The organism is Streptomyces sp. NBC_00704 (assembly GCF_036226605.1).
In the GTDB taxonomy this organism is placed as follows: domain Bacteria; phylum Actinomycetota; class Actinomycetes; order Streptomycetales; family Streptomycetaceae; genus Streptomyces.
Genome location: NZ_CP109000.1, coordinates 5,385,007 through 5,409,276 on the forward strand (window position 1 = coordinate 5,385,007; position 24,270 = coordinate 5,409,276).

General features: G+C 72.8%; 21 protein-coding genes. 15 read left to right on the plus strand and 6 right to left on the minus strand.

The annotated features are described in order from the left end of the window. Nucleotides 1–39 precede the first annotated feature (39 nt). The 3 genes from OG802_RS23525 to nudC all read left to right on the plus strand — a co-directional run bounded on the left by OG802_RS23525 (nt 40) and on the right by nudC (nt 6,228). Nucleotides 40–3,708 carry an ATP-dependent DNA helicase gene (locus OG802_RS23525; RefSeq protein ID WP_329413391.1) on the plus strand — a complete coding sequence of 1,223 codons (3,669 nt, stop codon included), beginning with the start codon at nt 40–42 and terminating at the stop codon, nt 3,706–3,708. Nucleotides 3,709–3,718: 10 nt separating this feature from the next. Further along, the gene (locus tag OG802_RS23530) at nt 3,719–5,131 is read left to right on the plus strand and encodes a dipeptidase (protein ID WP_329413393.1); all 1,413 of its coding nucleotides are present in this window, start codon (nt 3,719–3,721) and stop codon (nt 5,129–5,131) included. Between the two features lie 155 nt (nt 5,132–5,286). Beyond that, nucleotides 5,287–6,228 (plus strand): NAD(+) diphosphatase, encoded by a 942-nt coding sequence (gene nudC, locus OG802_RS23535; RefSeq protein ID WP_329413394.1) that lies wholly within the window; start codon nt 5,287–5,289, stop codon nt 6,226–6,228. Between the two features lie 107 nt (nt 6,229–6,335). Here the strand turns inward: nudC and OG802_RS23540 are convergent, their stop codons facing one another. Beyond that, the gene (locus tag OG802_RS23540) at nt 6,336–6,578 is read right to left on the minus strand and encodes a mycoredoxin (RefSeq protein WP_329413395.1); all 243 of its coding nucleotides are present in this window, start codon (nt 6,576–6,578) and stop codon (nt 6,336–6,338) included. Nucleotides 6,579–6,798: 220 nt separating this feature from the next. Between OG802_RS23540 and OG802_RS23545 the strand changes: the two genes are divergently transcribed. The 4 genes from OG802_RS23545 (at nt 6,799) to OG802_RS23560 (ending at nt 10,378) form a co-directional block, all read left to right on the plus strand. Then, entirely contained in the window at nt 6,799–9,000 is a 2,202-nt protein-coding gene (locus tag OG802_RS23545) for an ATP-dependent DNA helicase UvrD2 (protein WP_329413396.1), read from the plus strand. 193 nt (nt 9,001–9,193) lie between these two features. Further along, complete coding sequence (locus tag OG802_RS23550) at nt 9,194–9,511, plus strand: hypothetical protein (protein ID WP_329413398.1); 318 nt, start codon at nt 9,194–9,196, stop codon at nt 9,509–9,511. A 178-nt stretch (nt 9,512–9,689) separates the two neighbouring features. Beyond that, the gene (locus OG802_RS23555) at nt 9,690–10,058 is read left to right on the plus strand and encodes a WhiB family transcriptional regulator (RefSeq protein WP_329413400.1); all 369 of its coding nucleotides are present in this window, start codon (nt 9,690–9,692) and stop codon (nt 10,056–10,058) included. After that, nucleotides 10,055–10,378 carry a hypothetical protein gene (locus OG802_RS23560; RefSeq protein ID WP_329413402.1) on the plus strand — a complete coding sequence of 108 codons (324 nt, stop codon included), beginning with the start codon at nt 10,055–10,057 and terminating at the stop codon, nt 10,376–10,378. The genes OG802_RS23555 and OG802_RS23560 overlap by 4 nt, the downstream gene beginning before the upstream one ends. Nucleotides 10,379–11,200: 822 nt before the next feature. On the opposite strand, the gene OG802_RS23565 is transcribed toward OG802_RS23560, so the two are convergent. Together OG802_RS23565 and OG802_RS23570 are read right to left on the minus strand one after the other, a co-directional pair. Further along, nucleotides 11,201–12,706, minus strand: coding sequence for an ABC1 kinase family protein (locus OG802_RS23565; protein WP_329413403.1), 1,506 nt, complete (start codon nt 12,704–12,706; stop codon nt 11,201–11,203). Beyond that, entirely contained in the window at nt 12,699–13,925 is a 1,227-nt protein-coding gene (locus tag OG802_RS23570) for a TOMM precursor leader peptide-binding protein (RefSeq protein WP_329413404.1), read from the minus strand. Before OG802_RS23570 ends, OG802_RS23565 begins: the two co-directional genes overlap by 8 nt. Nucleotides 13,926–14,164: 239 nt before the next feature. Here OG802_RS23570 and OG802_RS23575 point away from each other — a divergent pair, with 239 nt between their 5' ends. The 4 genes from OG802_RS23575 to OG802_RS23590 all read left to right on the plus strand — a co-directional run bounded on the left by OG802_RS23575 (nt 14,165) and on the right by OG802_RS23590 (nt 18,055). Further along, the gene (locus tag OG802_RS23575; protein WP_329413405.1) at nt 14,165–14,761 is read left to right on the plus strand and encodes a M48 metallopeptidase family protein; all 597 of its coding nucleotides are present in this window, start codon (nt 14,165–14,167) and stop codon (nt 14,759–14,761) included. Between the two features lie 142 nt (nt 14,762–14,903). Continuing rightward, nucleotides 14,904–16,589, plus strand: coding sequence for a TerD family protein (locus OG802_RS23580; RefSeq protein WP_329413407.1), 1,686 nt, complete (start codon nt 14,904–14,906; stop codon nt 16,587–16,589). Between the two features lie 11 nt (nt 16,590–16,600). After that, entirely contained in the window at nt 16,601–17,281 is a 681-nt protein-coding gene (locus tag OG802_RS23585) for an AIM24 family protein (protein ID WP_079659796.1), read from the plus strand. An 18-nt stretch (nt 17,282–17,299) separates the two neighbouring features. Then, a complete protein-coding gene (locus OG802_RS23590) occupies nt 17,300–18,055 on the plus strand; it encodes an AIM24 family protein (protein ID WP_329413408.1) in 756 nt (251 codons plus the stop codon). A 94-nt stretch (nt 18,056–18,149) separates the two neighbouring features. On the opposite strand, the gene OG802_RS23595 is transcribed toward OG802_RS23590, so the two are convergent. Both OG802_RS23595 and OG802_RS23600 read right to left on the minus strand, forming a co-directional pair. Next, entirely contained in the window at nt 18,150–18,665 is a 516-nt protein-coding gene (locus OG802_RS23595; RefSeq protein ID WP_329413409.1) for an NUDIX hydrolase, read from the minus strand. Beyond that, nucleotides 18,662–20,137 carry a zinc-dependent metalloprotease gene (locus OG802_RS23600; protein WP_329413410.1) on the minus strand — a complete coding sequence of 492 codons (1,476 nt, stop codon included), beginning with the start codon at nt 20,135–20,137 and terminating at the stop codon, nt 18,662–18,664. The genes OG802_RS23595 and OG802_RS23600 overlap by 4 nt, the downstream gene beginning before the upstream one ends. A 192-nt stretch (nt 20,138–20,329) precedes the next feature. Here OG802_RS23600 and OG802_RS23605 point away from each other — a divergent pair, with 192 nt between their 5' ends. The 4 genes from OG802_RS23605 (at nt 20,330) to OG802_RS23620 (ending at nt 23,558) form a co-directional block, all read left to right on the plus strand. After that, nucleotides 20,330–21,439, plus strand: coding sequence for an SDR family oxidoreductase (locus OG802_RS23605; protein ID WP_329413412.1), 1,110 nt, complete (start codon nt 20,330–20,332; stop codon nt 21,437–21,439). Between the two features lie 199 nt (nt 21,440–21,638). Further along, nucleotides 21,639–22,100, plus strand: coding sequence for a molybdenum cofactor biosynthesis protein MoaE (locus tag OG802_RS23610; protein ID WP_329413414.1), 462 nt, complete (start codon nt 21,639–21,641; stop codon nt 22,098–22,100). Nucleotides 22,101–22,220: 120 nt separating this feature from the next. Next, a complete protein-coding gene (locus OG802_RS23615) occupies nt 22,221–22,412 on the plus strand; it encodes a hypothetical protein (RefSeq protein ID WP_329417662.1) in 192 nt (63 codons plus the stop codon). A 54-nt stretch (nt 22,413–22,466) separates the two neighbouring features. After that, nucleotides 22,467–23,558, plus strand: a complete 1,092-nt coding sequence (locus OG802_RS23620; protein WP_329413416.1) for a YlbL family protein — start codon at nt 22,467–22,469, stop codon at nt 23,556–23,558. A 33-nt stretch (nt 23,559–23,591) separates the two neighbouring features. Here the strand turns inward: OG802_RS23620 and OG802_RS23625 are convergent, their stop codons facing one another. Further along, entirely contained in the window at nt 23,592–24,134 is a 543-nt protein-coding gene (locus tag OG802_RS23625; protein ID WP_329413417.1) for a PPA1309 family protein, read from the minus strand. Nucleotides 24,135–24,270: the final 136 nt, after the last annotated feature.

A 24,270-nucleotide genomic window follows, 5' to 3' on the forward strand; every position in this document is an offset into this window, starting at 1 on the left:
TTGTCATCGAGTGTCAGTGCCCGCCGCTAGCCTCTCCCCATGCCCGCCCGTATCAGCGACCCCGAGCAGCTCAAGGAGCTCCTCGGGATCCCCTTCACCCCGGAGCAGACGGCCTGCATCACCGCGCCGCCCGCCCCGCAGGTGATCGTGGCCGGCGCCGGGTCGGGCAAGACGACCGTGATGGCGGCGCGCGTGGTGTGGCTGGTCGGCACCGGCCAGGTCGCCCCCGAGCAGGTCCTCGGCCTCACCTTCACCAACAAGGCCGCCGGAGAACTCGCCGAGCGCGTCCGCAGGGCACTGGTCAGGGCGGGCGTCACCGACCCCGACGTGATCGACCCCGACAACCCGCCGGGCGAACCGGCGATCTCCACCTACCACGCCTTCGCCGGCCGCCTGCTGACCGACCACGGCCTGCGCATCGGGCTGGAGCCGACGGCCCGCCTGCTCGCCGACGCCACCCGTTACCAGCTCGCCGCGCGCGTGCTGCGCGAAGCGCCCGGCCCCTACCCGTCCCTCACCCGCTCCTTCGCCGACCTGATCAGCGACCTCCTCACGCTCGACGCCGAACTTGCCGAGCACCTCGTGCGCCCCGAGGACCTGCGCCGGTGGGACGCCGGACTGCTGCTTTCCCTGGACGGCGCGAAACTCACCAACGCCGACCTGCGCAAGGCGCCCGAGACCGCCGCCGCCCGCCGCGAACTGGCCGACCTGGTCCTGCGTTACCGCGCCGCCAAACGCGACCGCGACCTGCTCGACTTCGGCGACCAGATCGCCCTGGCCGCACAACTCGCCCAGGTTCCCGAAGTGGGCCCCCTGCTGCGCGACGAGTTCCGCGTCGTCCTCCTCGACGAGTACCAGGACACGTCAGTCGCCCAGCGCATCCTCCTGGCCGGCCTGTTCGGCGGCGGCACCGGCCACCCCGTGACCGCCGTCGGCGACCCCTGCCAGGCCATCTACGGCTGGCGCGGCGCCTCCGTGGCCAACCTCGACGACTTCCCCGAGCACTTCGCGCACGCCGACGGCAGCACCGCGCGCCGACAGTCGCTCAGTGAGAACCGCCGCAGCGGCGGCCGCCTCCTGGAGCTCGCGAACGGCCTCGCCGAGCCCCTGCGCGCCATGCACGCGGGCGTGGAGGCGCTCAGCCCCGCCCCCGGCGCCGAACGCGACGGAGTAGTCCGCTGCGCCCTGCTGCCCACCCACGCCGACGAGATGGACTGGATCGCCGACTCCGTGGCCCACCTCGTGCGCACCGGCAAGGCCCCCGGCGAGATCGCCGTCCTGTGCCGCACCGCCACCGACTTCGCGGAGATCCAGGGCGCGCTGGTCGCCCGCGACATCCCCGTCGAGGTGGTGGGCCTGTCCGGGCTGCTGCACCTGCCCGAGGTCGCCGACCTCGTCGCCGTCTGCGAGGTGCTCCAGGATCCCGGAGCCAACGCCTCCCTGGTCCGGCTGCTCACCGGCCCGCGCTGGCGCATCGGCCCGCGCGACCTCGCCCTCCTGGGCCGCCGGGCCCGGCTCCTCGTCAGCCACGCGCGCGCAGACGGCGCCGACGACCCGGACCGCCGCCTCGCCGAGGCCGTCGAAGGCGTCGACCCGTCCGAGGTGATATCGCTCGCCGACGCCCTCGACACCTTCCTGGAGACCCCCCTGTACGCCGACGGCGGCACGGGGGACGACGACGGCCTGCCGTTCTCGCCGGACGCGCGCGTGCGCTTCGCACGCCTCGCCGCCGAGCTGCGCGACCTGCGCCGCTCCCTGGCCGACCCCCTGATGGACGTCCTGCACCGCGTCCTGGCCGTCACCGGGCTGGAGGTCGAACTGTCGGCGTCCCCGCACGCCCTGGCCGCCCGCCGCCGCGAGACCCTGTCCAACTTCCTCGACATCGCCGCCTCCTTCGCCGCCCACGAGAGCGAGGCGAGCCTGCTGGCCTTCCTCGGCTTCCTGCGCACCGCCGCCCAGTACGAGAAGGGCCTGGACAACGCGCTCCCCGGCGGCGAGAACACCGTCAAGGTCCTCACCGCGCACCGCTCCAAGGGCCTGGAGTGGGACGTCGTCGTGGTCCCCGGCCTGGTCGTCGGCACCTTCCCCAGCGCACAGGGCCGCGAGAAGTGGACCGCGCAGGCCAAGGTGCTCCCGCACGAGCTGCGCGGCGACGCCGACACCCTCCCCGACGTCGAGTCCTGGGACGCGCGGGGCATGAAGGCCTTCCACGAGGCCATGAAGGAACACCAGCACACCGAGGAGCTCCGCCTCGGCTACGTCACCTTCACCCGCCCCCGCTCCCTCCTCCTGGGTTCCGGCCACTGGTGGGGCCCCACCCAGAAGAAGCCCCGCGGCCCCTCCGCCTTCCTCCAGGCTCTGCACGACCACTGCGCGGCCGGACACGGCGAGATCGAGGTCTGGGCGGACGAACCGGAGGAGGACGCGGAGAACCCCGCCCTGCACCGGGCCGCCGCCGACCAGGTGTGGCCGCTCCCGCTGGACGACGCCGCGCTCGCACGCCGGCGCGCCGCCGCCGAGACCGTCCTCGCCCATCTGGAGAACCTCGCCGCGCGCGCGGACGGCCACCCGGCGCCCACCCACGACCCGGACGCCCACGACGACCCCGAGTGGCCCTCTCCGCCGCCCGAGGACGAACCACCCCACGCCGAACCCGACCCCTTCGAACCCGACCCCTTCGAACTCGACTCGTTCGAACCCGATCCCTTCGAGGACGGACCCTTCGAGGACGCCTCCTCCGAGACCGACCCCCGCACGGACACCACCTTCGAAGACGCCCCCCTCGACGGCACGGCCCGCGAGAACGCGCCCGGCGCCCCCGCCGAGGCGGCCGAGCCCGGCGCGGACCGCCGCCCCGCCGGAACCCGCCCCACCCTCCCCGTGCCCCACCAGGCCACGGGCCCCGACCGCGACGCCGGACCCGCGCGCGGGAACCGACTCACACCCGAGGAGGCCCGCGCCGTCGCCTCCTGGGACCGCGACCTCGACGCCCTCGCCGGCGAACTGCTGCGCGCCCGCCGCGCCGTCACGGACGTCCCCCTGCCGACGACCCTGACCGCCTCCCAGGTACTACGGCTGGCCGCCGACCCGGACGGCCTCGCGCAGGAACTCGCACGCCCCATGCCGCGCCCCCCGCAACCCGCCGCGCGCCGGGGCACCCGGTTCCACGCCTGGGTGGAAGCCCGCTTCGAGGAACTGACGCTCCCCCTGCTCGGACCGGACGAACTGCCCGGGGACGACGCCGAGATCGCCGACGAGCGCGACCTCCAGGCGCTCAAGGACGCGTTCGAGCGCACCGAGTACGCCCACCGCACGCCCTACCGCGTCGAAGCGCCCTTCCAGCTCTCCCTCGCGGGCCGCGTCGTGAGGGGCCGCATCGACGCCGTCTACAAGGAGGGCGACGGAGACTCCGCGACCTACGACATCCTCGACTGGAAGACGCATCGCGCGCGCACCGCCGACCCCCTCCAGCTCGCGATCTACCGGCTGGCATGGGCCGAGCAGCAGGGCGTGCCCGTGGAATCCGTCACAGCGGGCTTCCTGTACGTGCGCACCGGCGACGTCGTCCGTCCGCCGGGGCTGCCCGACCGGGCCGCGCTGGAGCGCCTGTTGACCGGGGAAGAGGCCGCCGGACGCGACCGCGACGCACCCGCCGGGCGAGCACAGCGCCCTCACGGGCCCGGCGAGGACACCGGCGCGGGCCGATAGGCTCGTGACCATGAGCCATCCCGTTGACAGTGCCGTCAGCGCCGTCCGCACGTACATCGAGCAGCACCGCGACGCCTTCCTCGACGACCTCGCCGAGTGGCTGCGCATCCCGTCGGTGTCGGCCCAGCCCGACCACGCACCCGACGTACGGCGCAGCGCGGACTGGCTCGCCGCGAAACTCGCGGAGACCGGCTTCCCGACCGTCGAGGTCTGGCCCACGCCGGGCGCGCCCGCCGTCTACGCCGAGTGGCCGTCCGACGACCCGCACGCCCCCACCGTCCTGGTCTACGGCCACCACGACGTGCAGCCCGCCGCCCGCGAGGACGGCTGGGACACCGACCCCTTCGAACCCGTCGTGCGCGGGAACCGCCTCTACGCGCGTGGGGCGGCCGACGACAAGGGCCAGGTCCTCTTCCACACCCTGGGGGTACGCGCGCACCTCGCCGCCACCGGCCGCCCCGCCCCGGCCGTCACCCTCAAGCTGCTGATCGAGGGCGAGGAGGAGTCCAGCTCCCCGAACTTCCGCGACCTGGTCGAGCGGCAGGCGCAGCGGCTCGCCGCGGACGCCGTGATCGTCTCCGACACCGGCATGTGGTCCGAGGACACCCCCACCGTGTGCACCGGCATGCGCGGTCTCGCCGAGTGCGAGATCCGGCTTCTCGGCCCCGACCAGGACATCCACTCGGGCTCCTTCGGCGGCGCCGTGCCCAACCCGGCCGCCGCGGCCGCCCGCCTGGTCGCGGCCCTGCACGACGAGCACGCGCGCGTGGCCGTCCCCGGCTTCTACGACGGCGTCGTCCAGCTCACCGACCGCGAGCGCGAACTCTTCGCCGAACTGCCCTTCGACGAGCAGGAGTGGCTGCGCACCGCCCGGTCGCACGCCACCCACGGCGAAGCCGGCCACACCACCCTGGAACGGATCTGGGCCCGCCCCACCGCCGAGGTCAACGGCATCGGCGGCGGCTACCAGGGCCCCGGCAGCAAGACGATCGTCCCGTCCTCGGCGTTCGTGAAACTGTCCTTCCGGCTCGTCGCCGGCCAGGACCCCGAGCACATCGAGAAGGCCGTCCGCGCGTGGGCCGCCGGACAACTGCCCGCCGGGATCCGGCACGAGATCACGTTCAGCCCCGCCACCCGCCCGTGCCTGACCCCCCTGGACCACCCGGCGCTGCGGTCCGTGGTCCGCGCCATGGGCCGCGCCTTCGACAAGCCCGTCCTCTTCACCCGCGAGGGCGGCTCCGGCCCGGCCGCCGACCTCCAGGAGGTCCTCGGCGCCCCCGTGCTCTTCCTGGGCATCTCCGTCCCCTCGGACGGCTGGCACGCGCCGAACGAGAAGGTCGAGCTGGACCTCCTCCTCAAGGGCGTCGAGACCGCCGCCCACCTCTGGAGCGACCTCGCCGAGAACTGGCGTCATGCGCCCTGACGTCCCCGACCACCCCGGAACGCCCGCGCGCGGAGCGCACACTGGACCCACCGCCCCGCACCGCGACACCGCGCCCGAACCGGTCGTCCCCTGCTGTACGTCCCGCTGAACCGCCCGCCGAAACAACCGTTCCACCGGGGGAGTTGGAAGTACCCGTGACCACCTGGACCGACCCGAACGCCGATCGACCCATCTCGCTCACCGCGCCGAGCGGCGTGGACCGGGCAGCCCACCACCGGCTCGACGAGGCCTGGCTGGCCGCGGCGTGGAGCCACCCGACGACACGATGCTTCGTCGTCTCCGGCGGCCAGGTCCTCATCGACGAGACGCCCGACGGCCGCACCGAACTCGTCATGACCCCGTCGTTCGAGGCGCCCCTCACCGAGGCGCACCGCTACTTCCTGGGCACCGACGACGACGGCGTCAGCTACTTCGCCCTGCAGAAGGACGCGCTGCCCGGCCGGATCGACCAGTCCGCCCGCCCGGCCGGACTGCGCGAGGCCGGACTGCTGCTGTCACCGCGCGACGTGGGCCTGATGGTGCACGCAGTCGGCCTGGAGAGCTGGCAGCGCACCCACCGTTTCTGCTCCCGCTGCGGCGAGCGCACCGTCATCGCCGCCGCCGGCCACATCCGCCGCTGCCCCGCCTGCGGCGCCGAGCACTACCCGCGCACCGACCCCGCCGTGATCATGGCCGTGACCGACGACGAGGACCGCATCCTCCTCGGCCGCCAGGTGCACTGGCCCGAGGGCCGCTTCTCGACCCTCGCCGGCTTCGTCGAGCCGGGCGAGTCCATCGAGCAGTCCGTGCGCCGCGAGGTCTTCGAGGAGGCCGGCATCACCGTCGGCCCGGTCGAGTACGTCGCCAGCCAGCCCTGGCCCTTCCCGTCCAGCCTCATGCTGGGCTTCATGGCCCGCGCCACGTCCACCGACATCGACGTCGACGGCGACGAGATCCACGAGGCCCGCTGGTTCTCCCGCGACGAACTCGGCGCGGCCTTCGAGTCCGGCGAGGTCCTGCCGCCCTACGGCATCTCCATCGCGGCCCGCCTGATCGAGCTCTGGTACGGCAAGCCGCTGCCCACTCGCGCCGTCTGACCCGGCACACACGAAGGGCGGCCCCGAACCCGGGACCGCCCTTCCTCGCACGGCAACACAACCCGACCCGGCCCGCACGGCCGCGCCCGGTCACACGCCGGAAGCGATCACACGCCGATCTTCTGCTTCACCTGCGCCAGCGACGGGTTCGTCAGCGTCGAGCCGTCGGGGAAAAGTACAGTCGGCACCGTCTGGTTTCCGCCGTTGGCCTTCTCGACGAACGCGGCGGACGCCGGGTCCTGCTCGATGTTGATCTCGGTGTACGCGATGCCCTCGCGGTCCATCTGCTTCTTCAGCCGCTGGCAGTAGCCGCACCACGTGGTGCTGTACATCGTCACGGTGCCCAGCATGTCTCTCGTGCTCCTTCGGCGGGTCGGGGGGACAGGCGGTCGTACTGGCAGAACGTACGCGAGGGTGCCGCCATTCCCGCCGGCCGCGGGTCGGGTCCGGGAGCCGGAGTGACGCTCGCCGCATGAGCACGAGCCTGAGCCCGCCGCATTAGTACGACTGCGGGGGCCTGCCTGTGGACAACCGTCCCGCCCGTCTCCGCGGACCTGGCAGCATGGCTGTGTGACAGCAGCAACGCACTCCTCCCTCTTCCCGCAGGCACCGGACTCGGCCGACGCGGTGCTCGAAGGGCTCGACCCCGAGCAGCGCGAGGTGGCCACCGCCCTGCGCGGTCCGGTGTGCGTGCTGGCGGGGGCCGGCACCGGCAAGACCCGGGCGATCACCCACCGCATCGCCTACGGCGTCCGCGCCGGCATCCTTCAGCCCTCCAGCGTGCTCGCCGTCACCTTCACCAACCGCGCGGCGGGGGAGATGCGGGGCCGGCTGCGCCAGCTCGGCGCCCAGGGGGTGCAGGCCCGCACCTTCCACTCCGCGGCCCTGCGTCAGCTCCAGTACTTCTGGCCGAAAGCGATCGGTGGGTCACTGCCCCGGCTCGTCGACCGCAAGATACAGCTCGTCGCCGAAGCGGCCGCCGCGTGCCGCCTGCGACTCGACCGGGGCGAGCTGCGGGACGCCACCGCGGAGATCGAGTGGTCCAAGGTCACCCAGACCGTCCCCGGCGACTACGCCCGGGCCGCCGCCAAGGCGGGCCGCGAGGTCCCCCGCGACCCCGCCGAGATCGCCCAGCTCTACGCCGCCTACGAAAACCTCAAGCGGGCCCGCGGCGTCATCGACTTCGAGGACGTCCTGCTGCTGACCGTGGCCGTCCTCCAGGACCGCCACGACATCGCCGAGCAGGTGCGCGCCCAGTACCAGCACTTCGTGGTCGACGAGTACCAGGACGTCAGCCCCCTTCAGCAGCGGCTGCTCGAACTGTGGCTCGGCGAGCGGGACGACCTGTGCGTGGTCGGCGACGCCAGCCAGACGATCTACTCCTTCACCGGCGCCACCCCCGACCACCTGCTCGACTTCCGCACCCGCCACCCGGGTGCCACCGTCGTGAAACTGGTGCGCGACTACCGCTCCACGCCCCAGGTCGTCCATCTCGCCAACGGCCTGCTGGCCCAGGCCCGCGGCCGTGCCGCGGACCACCGTCTGGAGCTGGTCTCCCAGCGCGCGCCCGGCCCGGAGCCCGCCTACACCGAATACCCCGACGAGCCGGCCGAGGCGGACGGCGCGGCCCGCCGTATCCGCGAACTCCTCGACGCGGGCGTCCCGGCCGCGGAGATCGCCGTCCTGTTCCGCACGAACGCGCAGTCGGAGACCTACGAACAGGCGCTGGCCGACCGCGGCGTCCCGTACCAGCTGCGCGGCGCGGAGCGGTTCTTCGACCGGCCCGAGGTGCGCAAGGCGCGGGTCGCCCTGCGCGGCGCGGCCCGCTTCGGCGGCAACGACACGCTGCTGGAGGACGCCGTCGACCTGCCCTCCCAGGTGCGGGCCGTCCTCTCGGGCGAGGGCTGGACCACGCAGCCGCCGGCCGGCTCCGGAGCCGTCAGGGAGCGCTGGGAGTCGCTGGCCGCGCTGGTCCACCTCGCCCAGGACTTCGCCGCCGCCGGGCCCGGCGCCACGCTGGCCGATCTGGTCGCCGAACTGGACGAGCGGGCGAACGCCCAGCACGCCCCGACCGTGCAGGGCGTCACCCTGGCCTCCCTGCACTCGGCCAAGGGCCTGGAGTGGGACGTCGTCTTCCTCGTCGGCGTCGCCGAGGGCATGATGCCGATCACCTACGCCAAGACGGACGAGCAGATCGAGGAGGAGCGCCGCCTGCTGTACGTCGGGGTCACCCGGGCCCGTGAACGCCTGCACGTCTCCTGGGCGCTCTCCCGTTCGCCGGGCGGCCGCGCGAGTCGTCGCCCCAGCCGCTTCCTCGACGGGCTGCGCCCCGGTTCGGGTACCGCCGTCGCGGGCCGGGGCGGCGGCGCCGGGGGTATCGAGCGCGGTGTCACGGGCGGGGCTCCGCTCGCGCCCGCCGTGCCGCGCCGGACCCGGCGCGGCCCTGCCCGGTGCCGGGTCTGCGGGCGGACGCTGACCGACGCCGGCGAGATGAAGCTGATGCGCTGCGAGGACTGCCCCTCCGACATGGACGAGGGGCTCTACGAGCGGCTGCGGGACTGGCGGGCGGTCCAGGCGCGGCGGAGCGGACAGCCGGCGTACTGCGTGTTCACGGACAAGACGCTGATGGCGATCGCCGAGGCCGTGCCCGACGAGGAGGGCGAGCTGGCCCGGATCCCCGGGGTCGGGGTGCGCAAGTTCAACCGTTACGGTGCCGACGTTCTGGCCATCTGCGCAGGCCAGGACGTGCCGGGCGGCGAGGTGGAGGACTGAGGGGCGGGGCGTGCGAGATTGATCCGAACTCGTCGGAAAAATAGTTTGCGCATGCCCCGGCAATCCCCATAGGTTCTTAGACACGGGAACGGCGGCCTTCTCCAAGGCCCTGATTCCGTGCTGTACTTACCTGCATATCCGTCGGATCGGGCTCACCCCCGGTCCCCCGAGACGCCGAGAGGAGGCGATTCCAGTGATCATCATCAACCGCAGCTCTGCCGCCAAACTGACCGGTCTCTCCGTCGTCTCCTCGTGCATGCTCGGCGCCTCGACCCTGGGCACCGGTCTGTCCGGCATCAGTGCCGGCCGGCTCGTGTCCTCCCGCGTCGCCTCCGCGGATCTTCCCGTCCGTGAGCGCAATGAGCGACCGACCGAGGCACTGGAAGCCGTAAAGGGACAGGCGCATGCCTATGCCTTCGCAGCGTCCGGTGCCGGATTCCGGAAGCAGACGACGCAGCACCACCTGATGTGGGCCTTCCGTGGGCCGGAACCCTGGAGTGATCCAGCCTGATCGTCGATCAGGCCGGCGCCTTCAGGGCCGCGGAACCCCACCCGGGATCCGCGGCCCTTTTGTTTGTCCCGATCACGGGGACGACGGAGCGAAGGGGCCTCGGGACAAGAAAAGAACCCGGTACCCGCCGACAACCGGTCCCACCGGACCGGACCGACCAGACGAGGAAAAACACACCGTGCAACTCGAAGCGCACGCCCCGTCCGTACCGCCTTCCGAAACGCTCCCCCCGCCCGGTCTCACGAAGGACCCCACCTTGATCCCGCTCACGGCGCTGACCGCGCTCGACGACGCCATCGAGAACCTCGGCGTGCCCGTCCCCTGCCGCTCCTACGACCCGGAGGTCTTCTTCGCCGAGACGCCCGCCGACGTCGAGTACGCCAAGTCCCTGTGCCGCACCTGCCCGCTGGTCGAGGCCTGCCTCGCCGGCGCCAAGGAGCGTCGCGAGCCCTGGGGCGTCTGGGGTGGCGAGCTGTTCGTCCAGGGTGTCGTCGTCGCCCGCAAGCGGCCGCGTGGTCGCCCGCGCAAGAACCCGGTCACAGCATGAACATCGCAGGAACGATCGATCGCCCCCTCACGCAAGACCCCAAGAAGCAGGCCCCGATGAAGCCGTTCACCAGCGAGCCCGCAGGCTCCGCGACCGAAGACGTCACCACCACCGGCGCGTACGACTCGCGCCAGAACAGGACCCGCGAGATGCAACTCATTCCAGAAGCCCTGGCACGTGCGCATATGCACGACCGCCTGCGCGAGGCCGAGAACGGCCGCCAGGCGGCGCGCCTGCTGGCCGCTCGGCGGATGCAGCGTCGGGCCGAGCGCGCCTCGCTGCGCGCCCGCCGGGCGCTCGCCATGGCCGTGATGCAGTGATCACACCCACCTGAAGCGGTGGCCTCCCGGTCCACGGGGAGGCGAAGCTCTTCGCGCGGGGGCCGGTCCGTCCGAACGGACCGGCCCCCGCGGTGCGTTGTGGTGGCGAACCCGGGCAGCGGCGCTATCGTCCCGAGAATGACGCGTCCTCCCGGAGACAGCGAACGAGCCGGAGACGAAGAGCGGACCGGAGCCGGTGACCGGACCGGAGCCGGTGAGCGGACCGGCGACGGTGAGCGGGCCACGCACGGTGACCGAGCCGCGCAAGGTGACCGAGCCGCGCAAGGTGAGCGGACCGGAAACGGCGAACGAGCCGGAGACGGCGAACGAGCCGGAGACAGCGACCGGGCCGGCGACGGTGAGCGGGCCACGCACGGTGAGCGGGCCACGCACGGTGACCGAGCCGCGCAGGGTGAGCGGACCGGAGACGGCGAGCGGACCGGAAACGGCGAACGAGCCGGAGACAGCGACCGAGCCGGAGACGAAGAGCGGACCGGAGACGGCGAACGGGCCGGAGACGGCGAACGGGACCTGCCCCGTGAGCGGGCCGGAGGTGGGGGCCGCGGCGGCTCCTCGTGCGAGCCCGGTGCCGTGGCGTGCGCCCGCTGCGGTGTGCAGGCCGGGCAGCCGCCGCCCCTCACCTGGACGTGCTCCGTGGAGCACGGGGTCCGGCGCTTTTACTGCGAGGCCTGTGCCCGCGCCAACCTCAGGGCGATCGAGGGACGACTGGACTCGGACTGGTGGTGAGAAGCGTCACACGGTGCCGCGCGGCTTCCTGTCCCGTTGCCCGTCCGTGCCGTCCGCTCCTCCGCGTCCCCTTCTTCACGCCTCCGCGACCGAGCCCCCGGCCTCCAGCTCACCCCGCTCCTTCAGCTCACCCCGTTCCTTCAGTTCCTTCAGCTCTTGGACGTTCTCCAGCTCTTCGCCTTCCCCCGGCTCCTCGGGTTCGTCCAGCTCCTCGAGTTCCTCCAGCACCTCCTGATCGTCCGGGGTCTCCTCCGGGACGAAGCCGGGCAGCCACTCCTCCAGTTCCTCGCGCAGCCGCACCGTCGCGCCGAGCTGGCACAGCACGCCGATGGTGCTCAACGTCACCCGGTGTATCAGCAGGTAGGCGGGCGGCAGGTTGAGCTGCTTGCCCAACTGGTGGGCGGGGGAGCGTATGTCGGCGATCCGGGCCGCCTGGCTGCGCATCCAGCCGCGGGTGAACGTGAACTCGTCGACCCGGGCCGGCTCGATGATCGGAAGGAGGTAGTCGAGGACCGCGTCGGGATCCAGCTCTATGGACTCCTTGACGAAGCCCTCCCTGCGGAGCAGCTCGTAGACCGCCTCGGCCTCGCCGTCCAGGGTGAGGCGCAGTGACTCGCCGATCGGATCGGGCAGTCCGCCCGGGAGCCGGTCCACGGTGCCGAAGTCCAGCACGCCCAGCCGCCAGTCGTCCTCGCCTCCGGGGCCGCCCGGCAGCAGGCGGAAGTTGCCGGGATGCGGGTCGGCGTGCAGCAGGCCGGTGCGGGCCGGGCCGGAGAAGAGGAACCGGGACAGGAGCTGACCGGCGCGATCGCGCTGTTCCTCGGTGCCGTCGGCGATCACCTCGGAGAGCGGCACGCCGTCGATCCACTCGGTGACCAGGATCTGGTCGCACTGGTGGACCACCGCCGGCACCACGACGTCCGGGTCGTCGGCGAACTCGTCCGCGTGGGCCTGCTGGGCCTGCGCCTCCAGGCTGTAGTCGAGCTCCTCCGAGACCCGGTCCCTCATTTCCGTGATCAGGGGTTTGACGTCCATGCCGGGGACGAGCGGGCCCAACAGCCTGGCGAACCTGCTGAGTTGGTTCAGGTCGGAGAGCAGTGCCTCGCCCGCCCCCGGGTACTGGACCTTGACCGCGACCTCCCGGCCGTCGTGCCACACCGCTCGGTGCACCTGGCCGATCGAGGCGGCCGCGGCCGGCTTGTCGTCGAACTCCAGGAACAGCTGCGCCCAGTCCCCACCGAGCTGCGCCGTGAGGACGGCGTGCATGGTGCGGGTCGGCATCGGCGGCGCCGCGTCCTGGAGCTTGGTGAGTGCCGCGCGGTAGGGGCCGGCCACCTCCTCGGGCAGGGCGGACTCGAAGACGGACAGGGCCTGTCCGAACTTCATCGCGCCGCCCTTCAGCTCGCCCAGCACCTTGAAGAGCTGGTCGGCGGTGCGCTGCTGCAGCTCGCGGCCGACGATCTCCGCGGACTCGCCCACGATCCGCTTGCCCAGGCCCCAGGTCGCCCGCCCGGCGAAGCCGAGCGGGAGCGCGGCGAGCTTGGCGGTCCGGGTGACCGCCTTCCGGGGAAGATCAGACATGCGCCCTCCAAGTCCCAGACAGCCGCGTCGCGTCCGCCGTACGGCGATGCTCCGTCGGATGCCGATGCCTGTCCATTGTCGCGTGCGATCCCCGGTCCTCGGAGGGGTGTTCTCGCTCACCTTCCCGCTCACCTTCCCGGGCGGCTCCGCACGGGCATCCGCGGTGGGGCCGCACCGGCCGGGCGCGCCACTGGAGGGCGGGGGCGCTGACCTCCCAGCGTGCGGCTTCGCTCGCGGGGGCGCAGCCGTCGAGGAAGGCCAGGGCGTGGGCGGCGGCCAGCCCGGCGACGGCGGTGGCCAGGGCCAGGTCACAGGCGCGTGCCGCTCGTCGTCCTCCGGAACGCCACTGGGCGATCAGCCTCGGCCAGGCCGGATCGCGGTCGATGCGCTCCTGCTGGAGACAGCCCGCGCACGCCGTCTCGCCCGGCAGGACCAGGGGGCCGACGACGCCGGTGCCCTCCACGACGCCCGTATAGAGGTGGGGCGTGCCCGAGGCGATCAGGGGCTCGGCCGCTTCGGGCGGGGGCGCGTGCACGGACACGTCGTCCCGCGGGGCGAGGATCACCAGACCGAAGGCCGGGGCGTCCGAGGCGTCCGGTGGTCCCGGGGCCTTGCGCGGCGGGCGGCCGGGTGCGGCCCGGCGTACGGCGCGGCGGGCGGACTCGTCCCGGCGTTCGCCGATCGCCTCGGCGGGCAGGCCGCCCGGAGCGACGTCCCCCGGCTCGACCCGGCCGCCGTCCCGTACGTCCACCTCGCCGACGCCTGCCCCCGACAGCAGGGCGGCCAGCACCGCGCCGACCCGGCCCGCACCCCGCACCTGGACGCGCAGCCGGCGGCGGGCGGCCAGGCGTCCGATCGCGTCGCCCGGTTCCGGTGTGAGGAGGGAGAGGGCGGCGAGGTCGGGACGCAGCCGGTCCATGACCTCCGTCGTCTCCCGCAGGGCGTGGGCGTCCGGGCCGCCGCCGCGCGCGTCGTCCAGCAGCCCGGCCCGGGCCAGCCGCTCCACCAGCCGGTCGACGTGACCGTCGGGCAGATCCATGCGCCGGCCCTCCTCGCGCAGCAGTGCCAGTCCGCGCGTGCCGTCCAGCAGCTCCAGGAAACTCCCGGTGGCCGTGTCCACCGGGCCGAGTGTCAGTGCGTGCGCCGGTGTCATCCCGAACTGCACCGTGTTGAGGTCACGCCAGCCGCGCCGTAGCGCGGGCTTCATCGTCGGATGCATCGAAGGCCCCCGTATGCCTGGAAACTCCCCGTCATGTCGGCGGAGCGGGGCGTGGGGTGTCCTCGCTCCGCCGGCGAGTGCCAGCATGCCCGGGCCCGCCGGAGGCCGCCGAAAGTTGTCCACAGGCAGCGGCGTTCATCGTACGAATGCGTCGGACGAGGCAAACGCGGCTGGAGAGATCGAAACCGAACCGCCCCGGGGTCGGGACTTCCCCCGTGTGCAGCGGGTAACGTCGGGGCGTGTCCGCCGACCCACTGCACCGCGCCGGAACACCACAGCGCAGTACGACGAGCCAGCCGCCGAGCGGCTCACGGGCGAGCGCCATCGAGGTCCGCAGGAGCGCCCGTCGACGTCGGACGGTCTCCGCGTACCGTGAGGGCGACCGCACCATCGTGCTCATCCCCGCCCGGATGTCCGAGGCCGAGGAGCAACGCTGGGTGAACGTCATGCTCGACAAGCTCGCCGCCCAGGAGAGCCGGCGGGTGCCGGGGGACGCCGAGCTGGCCGAGCGTGCGGAGCGGCTGTCGGCCCAGTGTTTCGGGGGCCGGGCCCGGCCCGCCTCGGTGCGCTGGGTGACCAACCAGAACACCCGGTGGGGGTCGTGCACCCCGGCCGAGGGCAGCATCCGGCTGTCGCACCGCCTGAAGGGCATGCCCGAGTACGTCATCGACTACGTCCTCGCCCACGAGCTCGCGCATCTGCTCGTGCCCGGTCACGGGCCCGACTTCTGGCGGCTGCTGGAGGCGTACCCGCGCACCGAGCGTGCGCGCGGCTACCTGGAGGGCGTCGTCGCGGCCGAGCGGCTGCCCCACCCTCCGGGCGCACGCGGGGAGTGACCTGCTCCGCGCGCGGTGAGCACGTCCGCCCCCGGGCGACGCCGGTTGTGTACCGGGTCTGTACCGACATCGTGCGTTGTCCGACTTTGCCGTTAGCCTGACGCGACGCACTCGCAATCGGGATGGGGGACGGTCGTTACGCATGCCCAGGGAATTCCAGCGCGGCCACAAGGCCAAGATCAGTGACCTCACCGCGGGCACCGATCTGTACGTAGGCGTGCAGATCACCGCACCCGGCCTGACCTTCGACATCAGCTGCTTCGGCCTCGACGCCGACGAGCGGCTCTCGGACGACCGGTACTTCGTCTTCTTCAACCAGCCGAAGTCCCCGGAGGAGTCCATCCAGCTCCTGGGCCCCCAGGCCGGAGACACGGAGTCCTTCCGCGTCACCCTCGACCGGATCCCGTCGCAGATCCACAAGCTCTCCTTCACCGCGACCGTCGACGGCGCCGGCCAGATGTCGCAGATCGGTCCCGGGTATCTGCGCATCGTCGCGGGCGGCGAGGAGGTGGCCCGCTACGCGTTCAGCGGCGCGGAGTTCACCACCGAGCGGGCCGTGATGCTGGGCGACGTCTACCTGAAGGACGTCTGGCGGTTCGCGGCCGTCGGGCAGGGTTTCGACGGCGGTCTGGACGCGCTGCTGAAGAACTTCGGCGGCGAGGTCGCGGAGGAGGAGGCCCCGGCTGCGCCCCCCGCGCCCGCGCAGCCCCAGGCCGGCGGCGCCGCTCCCGGCTTCGCTCCGCCCGCGTTCGGCGCGCCCCCGGCCCCCGCCCCGCACCAGCCGCAGCCCGCTCCGTACCAGCCGCAGCCCGCCGCCCAGGGCTTCGCGCCCCCGCCCGGCGCGACGCCGCCGCCCGCCCCGGCGCCCGCGCCCTCGGTGCACGCCGCTCCGACCATCGTCGCGCCCCTGGCCCCGCCCGGCGGCGGCCATGTCCCGCCCCCGGCCCCCGCCCCGGCGCCCTACGGCCAGCCCCAGCAGCCCTACGGGCACGGCCCGGCGCCGACCGCGCCCATGCCGCCCGGCTACGGTCAGCAGCCCCAGGCTCCGCAGGCCCCGCCCGGCTACGGGCAGCCCGCTCCGCCGCCCGGCTACGGCCAGCAGCCGCCGTTCGGGCAGGTCCCGGGCCAGCAGGCCTACGGTGTGCCGCAGGGCGCCCCGCAGGGCGGCGCCGGTGTGGCCGCCGCACTCCAGCAGTTCAAGGAGACGCCCACCGGGCAGCGCTGGACGCAGCAGAACAAGAAGCTGATCCGCGTCGACCTCGGCATGGGCGGCCAGCCGGTGCTCGCCCGCCAGGGCAGCATGGTCCTCTACCAGGGCAAGGTCGACTTCAGCTACAAGGGCGCCGGGTTCGCCGGCCGGATCGTCGGCAACGCCACCGGCCAGGAGATGCAGCTGATGCGCTGCACCGGCCAGGGGCAGGTCTTCCTCGCCGAGAACTCCACCCATGTACACCCCATCGAACTCCAGGGTGACGCCATCTGCGTCTCCGCCGAGAACGTCCTCGCCTTCGACGAGAGCCTCCAGTACGAGGTCCGTCGCATCGAAGGGCACGGCATCCCCGGCGGCGCGCTGTTCACCATGCAGTTCCAGGGCACCGGCACGATCGTCGTCAAGACGCACGGCACGCCCGTCGTCCTGCCGGTCACGCCCACCACGTTCGCCGACTGCAACGCCGTCGTCGCCTGGTCGGCCGCCGCCCAGGTGGTCGTCTCCAGTCAGGTGCGGATGCGCCGCAACGCCTACCCCGGCGACACCGGAGAGAGCGTCAACCTCCAGTTCCGGGGAGCTCCCGGCAACTTCATCGTCGTCCAGCCGTACGAGGTCTGAGGGAGCCCGTCATGAACCAGCCGCTCGCGGGCTACGCCCCCGCACCCGTCACCGCCCGCATGGAGAACCACGGCAACCACATGCTGAAGGTCGCCATGCAGACCGGCAACGACCTCTTCGCGCGCGTGGGCTCCATGGTCGCCTACGAGGGCTTCGTCCAGTACGAGCCCAACCCGCCGGCCGTGCGCCAGATCGCACGCGACTGGATGACCGGCGAGGGCGCGCCCCTGATGAAGTGCACCGGCGACGGTCTGCTGTACCTCGCCGACTACGGTGCGAACGTCGTCGTGATCAACCTCAACGGCGACGGCATCTCCGTCAACGCCACCAACCTGCTCGCCTTCGACGCGCACCTCACCTGGGGCGTCGAGCGCGTCAAGGGCCTCGCGAAGTTCGCCGGCCAGGGGCTGTGGAACACCAAGATCTCCGGGCAGGGCTGGGTCGCGCTGACGTCCCGGGGCAAGCCGATCGTGGTCGACTGCGGCGGCGGCGAGGACGAGACGTACGTCGACCCCGACGCGCTCGTCGCCTGGTCCCCGAACCTGAAGGTGAAGGGCAAGCGCAGCTTCAAGGCGCAGTCGCTCATCGGCCGGGGCAGCGGCGAGGCCTACCAGATGGCCTTCTCCGGCCAGGGCATCGTCGTCGTCCAGCCCAGCGAGGACAGCACCGACCGCCTCCGGGTCCGGGGCTGAGGGGGAGCCAGAAACGTCATGCAGAGCCCACTTTTCGCGCACAACGACTCGCAGACCCAGGAACGCTGGAGTCTGCAGAACAAGCAGATGCTCCGGGTCACCCTGGAGGGCCACGACGACATCCTCGCCCGCAAGGGCACGATGGTCGCCTACCAGGGCCTGATGGAGTTCGACGCCGAGTTCCAGAACCGCCAGCAGGGACGCGCGCGTGCGTACACCGGCGAGGGGCTGGACCTGATGCGCTGCCACGGGCAGGGCACGGTCTACCTCGCCAACCTCGCCCAGCACATCCATGTGATGGAGGTGGAGCAGGACGGCCTGACCGTGGACAGCAGCTATGTGCTCGCCATGGACTCCTCGCTGCACCACGAGGTCATCGCCGTCGACAGCCTCTACGGCATCTCCGGCTCCGGCAAGTACCAGCTCAACATCACCGGCCGCGGCAAGGTCGCCCTGATGACCTCGGGCGCGCCCCTGCTGATGCAGGTCACCCCGGACAAGTACGTCAACTGCGACGCCGACGCCATCGTCGCCTGGTCCACCGGGCTGCGGGTGCAGATGCAGGCGCAGACGCACTCCTCCGGCGTGTGGCGCCGGCGCGGCAACACCGGTGAGGGCTGGGAGCTGAGCTTCATGGGCTCCGGCTACGCGCTGGTGCAGCCCAGCGAGCTGCTGCCGCCGCAGAACGCGGGCATCGGCTCCGGCCTGGCCGCCCAGTACGGCATGGGTCAGCAGGGGGCGCGTGGTCAGAACCAGGGCAACGTCTGGAGCTGACCGTCCGGCACGGTGAACCGGCGTGAGGGGCGGCCGCCCAACAGGCCGCCCCCTCCGTCCGCCGGTTCACAGCCGCGCGCGGGACCCGGTGTGCTCACAGCCGCGCGCGGGTCGCCTCCAGGAGCCGTACGACCGAATCGTCGGCGACCTCCGCCACCTGCGCGTACGGGAACCAGCGCAGGTCCAGGGACTCGTCGCTGATGGCCTCCACGGACCCGGCGGGGGCCAGTGCCGCGTACTGGACGTCGTAGTGCCAGGCGCACGGCGTCCGATGGCGGTCGAGGCGGACCGGGCCGCCGGGCAGCAGGGTCAGCCCCGGCACGCCCGACTCCTCGGCGCCCTCACGCAGGGCGGCGGCCGCCAGCGTCCCGTCGGCCGGCTCGCAGTGCCCGCCCGTCTGGAGCCACATCCGCAGCTTCCTGTGGAGCGTCAGCAGGACCCGCTCCCGCTCGGGGTCGATCACCAGCGCGCTCGCCGTGACGTGCCCCTCCCGGCAGGCCTTCCACATGCCGTCCGGATGCGCCTCCAGATGGTCCAGGTAGGAACGGCGCAGCTCTTCCTGGCCCTCGTACCCCTTCAGGACGAGGACCGCGTCGTCGTACAGGCTCACTCGGCGCCGTCGCCCCCGGAGTCGTGGTCGTCGTCGGTCTTCGGCGCGTCGTCCTTCGTGAGGTCCGGCTTCCCGCCCCCGCCGCCGCTCGCGGCCTCGCCGAGCATCTTGTCCAGCTCGGAGAAGTCCATGTGCTCGCGGTGCACGAAGCCGTCCGGGTCGTCCAGGTCGGAGGCCGTGGGCAGCATGTCCGGGTGCGCCCACAGCGCGTCCCGGCCGTCGACCCCGCGCGCGTCCGTCAGCGAGGCCCACAGGCGGGACGCGTCGCGCAGCCGGCGCGGGCGCAGCTCCAGGCCGATCAGCGTGGCGAACGTCTGCTCCGCGGGGCCGCCGGTGGCGCGACGACGGCGCAGCGTCTCGCGCAGCGCGTCGGCGGACGACAGGCGCGGCTTCGCGGCCGCGTGCACCACCGCGTCCACCCAGCCCTCGACGAGCGCCAGGGCCGTCTCCAGACGGGCCAGCGCGGCCTTCTGCTCCGGGGTGTCCTCCGGCTGGAACATGCCCTGTTGCAGGGCGTCCTGAAGCTGCTCGGGGTTCTGCGGGTCGAACTGGCCGACGACGTCCTCCAGCTTCGCGGTGTCGACCTTGATCCCCCGCGCGTAGCCCTCGACCGCGCCGAACAGGTGCGAGCGCAGCCAGGGCACGTGCGCGAACAGACGCTGGTGCGCGGCCTCGCGCAGGGCCAGGTACAGCCGCACCTCGTCCTGGGGCACGCCCAGGTCCTTGCCGAACGTCGCGATGTTGACGGGCAGCAGCGCCGCGCGGCCGGCCGGGCCGAGCGGAAGTCCGATGTCGGTCGAGCCGACGACCTCGCCCGCCAGGACGCCGACGGCCTGTCCGATCTGGGAGCCGAACATCGCCCCGCCCATCGAGCGCATCATGCCGATCAGCGGGCCGGCCATGGCCTGCATCTCCTCCGGCAGGACGTCGCCCATGGCGGCGCCGACGCGTTCGGCGACCGGGTCGACGAGTTCCTTCCAGGCGGGCAGGCTGGCCTCGACCCACTCCGCGCGCGACCACGCCACCGCGGAGCCGGCGCCGGAGGGCAGCGAGGTGGCGTCGTCCAGCCACAGGTCGGCCAGGCGGACGGCCTCCTGCACGGCCGTGCGCTCGGCGGAGCCGACGCTCGCGTCCTTCACGCCGTCGGAGGTGCCCTGCGAGACCGTCTGGCGGGCGATCTGCTTGGCCATGTCCCAGTTCACCGGGCCGCCCTCGTACGAGAGCATCTGGCCGAGCTGCTGGAACGCGGCGCCCAGGTCGTTGGGGTTCAGCGAGCCGAACATCGCCGCCAGGGGGTTGTCGGCGCCGGGGCCGCCCGGAGCGCCGAAGCCTCCGGCGCCGGGCAGCCCGCCGAAGCCGAACGGGTTGGCCGGTCCCTGACCACCGCCGCTCTGCGAGTCCTTCTTCTTGCCCTCGTCGCCGTCTTCCGGCTCCTCCGGCGGAAGGCCGAATCCGAATGGGGTGTCACTCACGGGGTTCCTCGGCTGGTAAGGCCACCGGTCATCGGCCGGCGGCGACTGCCCTGCAACACCACCCAGCGTAGACACCCCGGCTCGATCGGGCCTCGGTGCTTCGCCGACTGCCGGCCTGCGGCAGGATGGATGCCACCTGGTACGTACGCGTCACTCGCGCCCGTATGCCAAGACAACCGCTGGAGACACCTGGTGAGTTCCCCAGATCCGCAGGTTCGCGCAGCGCGAAACCGATCGACCCCGGGCGGTTCGCGCGGGCCCGTCGTCGCCGTGACCGGCGCGGCGAACGGGGTGGGCGCGCAGCTCACCCAGCGTCTCGCCGCGTCGGAGGAGGTCAAACAGGTCGTCGCCATCGACGAGCGGCGCGGTGAGTGCGGGGCGGCGCAGTGGCACATCCTCGACGTCCGCGACCCGGCGATCGCCGACAAACTGCGCGGGGCGGACGTCGTCGTCCATCTCGCACTCGACCTCGACCTGGGGAGTGACGCCGCCGCCCGGACGGCCTACAACGTGCGCGGTACGCAGACCGTGCTGACGGCCGCGGCGGCGGCCGGCGTGCACCGGGTCGTGCTGTGCACCTCCGCCATGGTCTACGGAGCGCTGGAGGACAACGAGCTGCCGCTGTCCGAGGACGCCGAGCTGCGGGCGACGGCCGAGGCGACCGGCGTGGGCGACCTCCTGGAGATCGAACGGCTCGCGCGGCGCGCGCCCCGGGCGCATCCGGGGCTCAACGTCACCGTGGTGCGGCCCGCGATCCTGGTCGGCGGCACGGACACCGCGCTGACCCGGTACTTCGAGTCGCCGCGGCTGCTCGTCGTGACGGGGTCGCGGCCCGCCTGGCAGTTCTGCCACGTCGAGGACCTGGTGAGCGCCCTGGAGTACGCCGTCCTGGAGAAGGTCGACGGGGAGCTGGCCGTCGGGTGCGACGGGTGGCTGGAACAGGAGGAGGTCGAGGAGCTCAGCGGGATCCGCCGGATGGAGCTGCCGTCGGCGGTCGCGCTGGGCGCGGCGGCCCGGCTGCACCGGATCGGGCTGACGCCGTCCCCGGCGGGCGACCTGGCCTACACGATGTACCCCTGGGTGGTGAGCGGGAGCCGGCTGCACGACGCGGGATGGCGGCCGCGCTGGACCAACGAGGAGGTCCTCGCCGAGCTGCTGGAGGAGGTCTCCGGGCGGCACACCGTCGTCGGGCGGCGGCTGGGACGCAAGGACGCGACCGCGGCGGGCGCGGCCGGCGCGACGGTCGCCCTGCTGGGCGCCGCGGCCGTCGTGCGGCGCGCCAGGAAGGCCCGCCGCAGGTGATCTCGAGGACGTGAGGGCGTGAGGGCGTGACCTCGGGGGCGTGCGGGAGGGGATCCCCCGCCGTCCCCGCCGCTCCCGCTGCCCTGCTGCGTCGCCGCCGCGGCGGGGCGTCTTTCGTAGGACGCTCCGAAGCGGCACGCGCGTGTGCCGGGTGATCACGCTATTCCGGCCCGTCTCCCGGGTGCGGCACGATGGGGGTATGGCAGCCATCGACGACCATCCGGGCGAGAACGCAGCGCCGGACCCCATCAAGCTCATCGCCGTCCGCGACCGCGCGCTCTCGCTGGACGAGGTCTTCCGGGCCGTCGGGGACGACGCGGCCGGGGGCACGGCCCTGTTCGTGGGCACCGTGCGCAACCACGACGGGGGCGCCGACGTCGACGCCCTCGGGTACTCCTGCCACCCCAGTGCCGAGGCGGAGATGCGGCGGGTCGCGGAGAAGGTCGTCGCGCAGTACCCGGTGCGGGCGCTGGCCGCCGTCCACCGGGTGGGGGATCTCGCGGTGGGGGATCTCGCCGTCGTCGTCGCCGTGTCCTGTCCGCACCGGGGCGAGGCCTTCGAGGCGTGCCGCAAGCTGATCGACGACCTCAAGCACGAGGTCCCCATCTGGAAGCACCAGACGTTCTCGGACGGGACGCAGGAGTGGGTCGGCGCCTGCTGACCAGGGGCTCGGGCGGGCGTGGCCGCGGCCGGCGTCCGGTCACCCGTCCGGTTGCGTAACCGCACCCCTGCCGTGAGCGTTGTCCCTGCGGACGGTTAATCTGCTGATCAGTCAGTTGCGGTGGTTCGTCGGGGTTGGGAGGTCGTCATGGCGGCGCTCGTCTGGTTGCTGATTCCACTGGTCGCCGCGATCGGCGCGGGGCTGTGGGGCAGTTGGGCCAACCGGACCCGCAAGGCCCGGAGCGACGGTCCCGAGCTGGACGGCTACGCGCGCTTCCGCGCCGCCATGGAGAAGCCCCACTCGCGTACGTGACCCGGGTGGCAGCCCTGACGGTGCGCTGACAGACCCGTCCCGTAATGTCGAGGCATGCCACGCCGCACCGCGACGATGCTCGCCTCCACCCTGATGCTGATCGCGCTCCTGTGCGCGGGAGTGCTCATCCCCGTGCCGTACGCGGAGATGTCCCCGGGGCCGACGGTGAACACGCTCGGCGACCACGACGGCGAGCCGGTGCTGCAGATCTCCGGGCGCAGGACGTACGCGACCAGCGGCCACCTGAACATGACCACGGTGCGGGTCACCAGCGCCGACTACCGGATGAACCTCGTCGAGGCGGTCTACGGCTGGCTGGCGCACGACGCCAAGGTGGTCCCGCACGACACGCTGTACCCGGACGGCAAGACCGAGGAGCAGTCCACCCAGGAGAACGCCGAGGAGTTCAGCCAGTCCCAGGAGAGCGCCAAGGTGGCGGCCCTGAAGGAGCTGAAGGTCCCCGTGACGTCCTGGGTGATCGTCTCGACCGTGGTGAAGGGCTCCCCGGCCGAGGGCAGACTGCACGCGGGCGACGTGATCAAGGCCGTCGACGGAAAGGCCGTGAAGCAGCCCGGCGACGTCGCCAAGCTGGTGACCGCGCACAAGCCGGGCGGGAAGGTCGTCTTCACCATCGTCCCGGCGAAGGAGCAGGCGGCCGCCGAGAAGGCGCACAAGGCGGCGACCACGACCCAGGACGTCGCCGTCACCACCGCGGCCTCCGACGACAGCGGCCGCAAGCGGGCCGTCGTCGGGATCTCGGCCGGCACCGACCACACGTTCCCGTTCACCGTCGACATCAAGCTCGCCGACGTGGGCGGCCCCAGCGCCGGTCTGATGTTCGCCCTCGGCATCTACGACAAGCTCACCCCCGGCAGTCTCACCGGCGGCAGGTTCGTCGCCGGCACCGGGACGATCGACGACGACGGCAAGGTCGGACCGATCGGCGGCATCGAGCTGAAGACGGTCGGCGCGCGCAGCCAGGGCGCCCAGTACTTCCTGACGCCCGCCGAGAACTGCGCGGCCGCCGCCAAGGACACCCCCTCGGGGCTCAGGCTCGTCAAGGTGCACACCATCGACGACGCCCTCGCCGCCCTCGAGGACATCCGCGGCGGCGACACCGCGGGCCTGCCCGCGTGCGAGAAGTGACCGCGGGGCCGCCCCGCTGAGACGCGCGGGCCGCTACTCGGCGAAGGTCGCCGAGAGCGCCTCCGCGAGACCCGGCACCAGGCCCGAGCCGGTGAGGACCTCCGTGGAGGCGTCCTTCTCCCGCAGCCGCAGGGCGGAGTCGCGGGTGCCGTCGCGCAGGACCCCGACCGTCATCCGGACCTCTTGGCGGTCCGGGTGGTCCGACACCCACTTCGCGAGCTTCGCCTCGCTCAGGCCCTGGGGGACCTGGGCCTCGGCCGACGGCGGCAGCATCAGACGCTCCACGGTGAGGGCGCAGCCGACGACCGCGTCGGGCCAGGCGATCGTGGCGAGGAACTCGTCGAGCGGCTTGTCCGTCGGCACCTCGTCCTGCTCGACGGGGGTGAGGCCGGTGATCTCGGGCTCGTCCTGGAGGCCGAGCTGAGCGGCGAGCGACGGTTCCTGGGCGCGCAGCCGGGCGGTGTCTACGAGGGCGAAGAGGCGGGCGGGCTGGTCCCAGCCGAGGCCGGAGGCGTACTCGTCGATCTCGAGCACGGCCCGGGTGAGCGGGCTCGCCGCCATGGGAGTGTTGGACATGGTCACAATCCTCTCTCGTTCCTGGCCGGAATCGGGAACCGAGTAAACCGTGAGTAAGTTGCATAGGTGGGGGCCCGCGATCACGGGGGGCCGCCAACGGCCCACGAACACGCGGGCCTGACGGATCTACTGCGAC

Excerpts from the sequence above, each read along its gene's own strand:
- OG802_RS23590 (WP_329413408.1), top strand. The coding sequence starts at position 17,300 with ATGCAGAGCCCACTTTTCGCGCACAACGACTCGCAGACCCAGGAACGC.
- OG802_RS23530 (WP_329413393.1), top strand. The coding sequence starts at position 3,719 with ATGAGCCATCCCGTTGACAGTGCCGTCAGCGCCGTCCGCACGTACATC.
- OG802_RS23610 (WP_329413414.1), top strand. The coding sequence starts at position 21,639 with ATGGCAGCCATCGACGACCATCCGGGCGAGAACGCAGCGCCGGACCCC.
- OG802_RS23560 (WP_329413402.1), top strand. The coding sequence starts at position 10,055 with ATGAACATCGCAGGAACGATCGATCGCCCCCTCACGCAAGACCCCAAG.
- OG802_RS23570 (WP_329413404.1), bottom strand. The coding sequence starts at position 13,925 with ATGCATCCGACGATGAAGCCCGCGCTACGGCGCGGCTGGCGTGACCTC.
- OG802_RS23620 (WP_329413416.1), top strand. The coding sequence starts at position 22,467 with ATGCCACGCCGCACCGCGACGATGCTCGCCTCCACCCTGATGCTGATC.
- OG802_RS23540 (WP_329413395.1), bottom strand. The coding sequence starts at position 6,578 with ATGCTGGGCACCGTGACGATGTACAGCACCACGTGGTGCGGCTACTGC.
- OG802_RS23580 (WP_329413407.1), top strand. The coding sequence starts at position 14,904 with ATGCCCAGGGAATTCCAGCGCGGCCACAAGGCCAAGATCAGTGACCTC.
- OG802_RS23565 (WP_329413403.1), bottom strand. The coding sequence starts at position 12,706 with ATGTCTGATCTTCCCCGGAAGGCGGTCACCCGGACCGCCAAGCTCGCC.
- OG802_RS23585 (WP_079659796.1), top strand. The coding sequence starts at position 16,601 with ATGAACCAGCCGCTCGCGGGCTACGCCCCCGCACCCGTCACCGCCCGC.
- OG802_RS23625 (WP_329413417.1), bottom strand. The coding sequence starts at position 24,134 with ATGTCCAACACTCCCATGGCGGCGAGCCCGCTCACCCGGGCCGTGCTC.
- OG802_RS23525 (WP_329413391.1), top strand. The coding sequence starts at position 40 with ATGCCCGCCCGTATCAGCGACCCCGAGCAGCTCAAGGAGCTCCTCGGG.